The following is a 3,229-nucleotide window of genomic DNA, read 5'->3' as shown; positions in this document are numbered from 1 at the left end:
ATACGCAAGCTGGCCTTTGCTCTATCACTACTCGGTGTATTGATTGCTGAGTCTGTTTTCGCTCTTGGAATTGGTGAGGCGACTGTAACGTCTGCACTTAACCAACCCTTAAAAGCTGAAATAGAGCTTGTAAACTCAGGTGATTTCTCGGCAGAAGAAATTCTTCCTGGACTAGCAACGCGCGAAGAGTTTTTAAAAGCGAATGTCGACCGTGTTTACTTTTTATCCGATCTGAGGTTTAAAGTTGAAACGAATGCCGATGGTAAGCTTGTCGTTGTTCTTACGACAAACAAACCTGTCCGAGAGCCGTTTTTAAATTTCTTAGTAGAAGTGATTTGGCCAAGTGGCCGACTATTGCGTGAATACGCTTTGTTGATTGATCCTCCATTATTTTCAGAAGACCCTGTCGCACCGGTTAAAGCTGCAAGTGTTACGACGCAGGTAGCGCAAACTGGCGATGTTTTTAATGTACCAGAGCCTGCACCGGTAAGTCGCCGTTCTGTTGCTAACCCTTCGACTGGTATTTCAGGTGGTGAGTACGGCCCAACTGGTAGCTCTGATACGTTATGGGATATCGCAATCAAGGCGCGGCCAAATAGAAGTGTTAGCCCTCAGCAGGTTATGTTGGCTATTCAGGACCTAAATCCAGGTGCCTTCATTCAGGGTAATATCAATAAATTGAAGGCAGGTCAGGTTCTACGTTTGCCCAGCCTTGAGCAGATTAAGCAGCGTTCAACGCATCAGGCAATAGAAGAAGTTATTTCGCAGAACGAGTCTGCGAGAGGCAAACGCTCGAAGTCGGTAGCTTCAAGCCAAGCACCGAAAACTGACGTTAATCAGCCAGCAGTTAAGCGGGCTGGTGATGAACTCAAGCTTGTTGTTGCTGAAAAGACAAACGACGGTGCTAGCAGTGCTAACTCTGGTAGCTCTGCAACAGGCGGCAGTAACGGTAAAGAGACTGATCCGAAGCTAGCGATTACGCTAGAAAAATTGGATAAAGCGAGTATCGAGAATAAAGAGTTAAATAGTCGTGTTTCTGACTTAGAAGAACAGCTACAAACCTTGCAAAGACTCCTTACATTAAAGAATGATCAGCTAGCAAATATTCAGACGCAAATGCGAGTCAATGAGCTAGCGGAAGCGAAGGCTGCGCAGGAAACTGAGGAGCTATCTGAGGCTGATAAGCTGATGGCAATGCCTGACGCAGTTGCTGAAAATGCTGCTGAGGCTTCTGATCAGACGGTAGCCGCAAAAGACGCTATGGCTGAAGCTAAGGAAAGTACTGAGCAAATTGCAGCGATGCCAAAGACTGAGCAAGCAGGTCAGGCCGAGAGCATGAAACCTGCTGAGAAATCGCCAGCAGTTGAAAAGGCTAAGTCTATTGAAATGCCTGTAAGCAAGCCAGCTAAGGCTGAGCAGAACATTATCGAAGTGATCGTTGGTAATCCTCTCTACTTATCAATTGCTGTTCTAGTTGTTGTGCTGGTTGTGTTTGTCCTCTGGTTGGTTTCGCGTAATAACGCTAAGCGTGAGCAAGAGTTTCAGGCAATGCACGATAGTGACGAAATTGAATATGAAGAAGAGGGCGAAGATGCGCTATCGTCGGAAGACGATTATCAGGATGCTGAAGAAGACGGCATGCAAGTTGAATCTTTAGATAGCCCTCTTGAAGATGATGACGAATACATAGATGAAGACTTATTTGCTGAAGAAGAGCCTGCCGTCTCTGGCGAGGAAAATGAGGATGTAATCGCTGAAGTTGATGTTTACATTGCCTATGGCAGACTGGATCAGGCTGCAGCAGTTCTTGAAAGTGCAATTTCAGAAGAACCTGTTAGAACAGACTTGCGCTTGAAGTTGCTGGAAGTATATAAGCAAAGTGGTGATACTGAAGCATTTAACCGCCAGTATAGCGAATTAGAAGCAATTCAGGATTCTGAAGCCTTAGATCAAGCGAGCGCTATCCGCGGAGATATGCTGGATGAGCAGTTGGTGTCGCTAGAAGATAAAGAACATGAGCTTGAGCTAGATCGCGAGATGGAAGAGGTTGAGGCCTCAAAACGCGAGGTTGAAGCGTCTATTGAGGCTGAAGCTGAAGCGCTTGAGGAAGAACCACAATCTTTTGACTTTGACAGTGTTGAACTAGATGAAGAGCATGATCTAGGTATTGATGAATCACTCGATGCAGAATTAACTGCTGACTTGGATGACTCGCTTCTAGAGCCTAGTGATGTGCTAGACGAAACTGTAGATGAGATTACTGATGAGTTGTCAGACTCTGGTGAGTTTGATGATGCGATTCTTGACGTGGATCTTGATGACATAGATTTAAGCGGCGAGCTTGAGAAAGAAACCGAGATTCAGCTGCCTTCAGATTTAAGTGATTCAGCCATCGTTGAATCATTAGCTCAGGGCGGAGAAGGAGATTTAGAGTCTGACGCAACATTAGGTGCCGAAAAGCCGGTTATCAGCGATGATATTCTTGAGCAAGCTTCAGATAAGATGAATGCAGATCAGTCGTTTGATGAAGACCTTGGTGATGCAAGCGAGTTTGACTTCCTTGAAGGTACTGATGAAGCGTCTACCAAGCTTGACTTGGCACGAGCGTATATCGATATGGGTGATATCGAGGGCGCCAAAGATATACTAGAAGAAGTAACTAAAGAAGGCAGTTCTGAGCAGCAAGCAGAGGCGGCTGAATTGCTAAGTTCATTGGACTAATTATTTTGCAGTGGTAGTTTTTGGATGAAACTTGTCTTAATTAGACGACCTGAGTTGACTCTCAAATGAGTTCTGGTCATCTTTCGAATGACACGGCCGGTAACGAAATCGTTACTGGCCGTGTTGCGTTATGCTTGTCATATAATGGTAGTGCTTATCACGGGTGGCAGTCTCAAAAGAGTGGCTTACCTACCGTTCAAAAATACTTACAAGAGGCTGTATCAAGTGTCGCCAATCAGTCCATAGAGCTTGTTTGCGCGGGCAGAACCGATAAGGGTGTGCACGGTGCTCATCAGGTTGTTCATTTTGACACCGAAGTGCAGCGTAGTGAAAGAGCGTGGGTTTTTGGTAGCAACTCAAACCTACCAAAAGATATCAGTGTTTCATGGGCTGGCTGTGTTGACTCTGAGTTTCATGCGCGATTTTCTGCTACCAGTAGGCGCTATCATTATGTGATATACAATCACCCGGTCAGGCCTTCAATCTTCCATAATGAAATGACTTGGTG

At 45.4% G+C, this 3,229-nt stretch carries 2 protein-coding genes; both read left to right on the top strand.

Translation table 11 applies throughout. From position 1 onward, the window contains the following. Window positions 1-2,721: FimV/HubP family polar landmark protein (locus A3761_RS16410; protein WP_068750519.1), on the top strand; the 2,721-nt coding region annotated here is incomplete at its 5' end. Window positions 2,722-2,786: 65 nt separating this feature from the next. Beyond that, a partial coding sequence (locus A3761_RS16405) for a tRNA pseudouridine(38-40) synthase TruA (protein WP_231881241.1) occupies window positions 2,787-3,229 on the top strand: 443 nt, incomplete at its 3' end.

It is taken from the genome of Oleiphilus sp. HI0123, from assembly GCF_001635315.1.
Note: the sequence above shows the minus strand (reverse complement) of the source record. Positions and strands in the feature narration are given on the sequence as shown.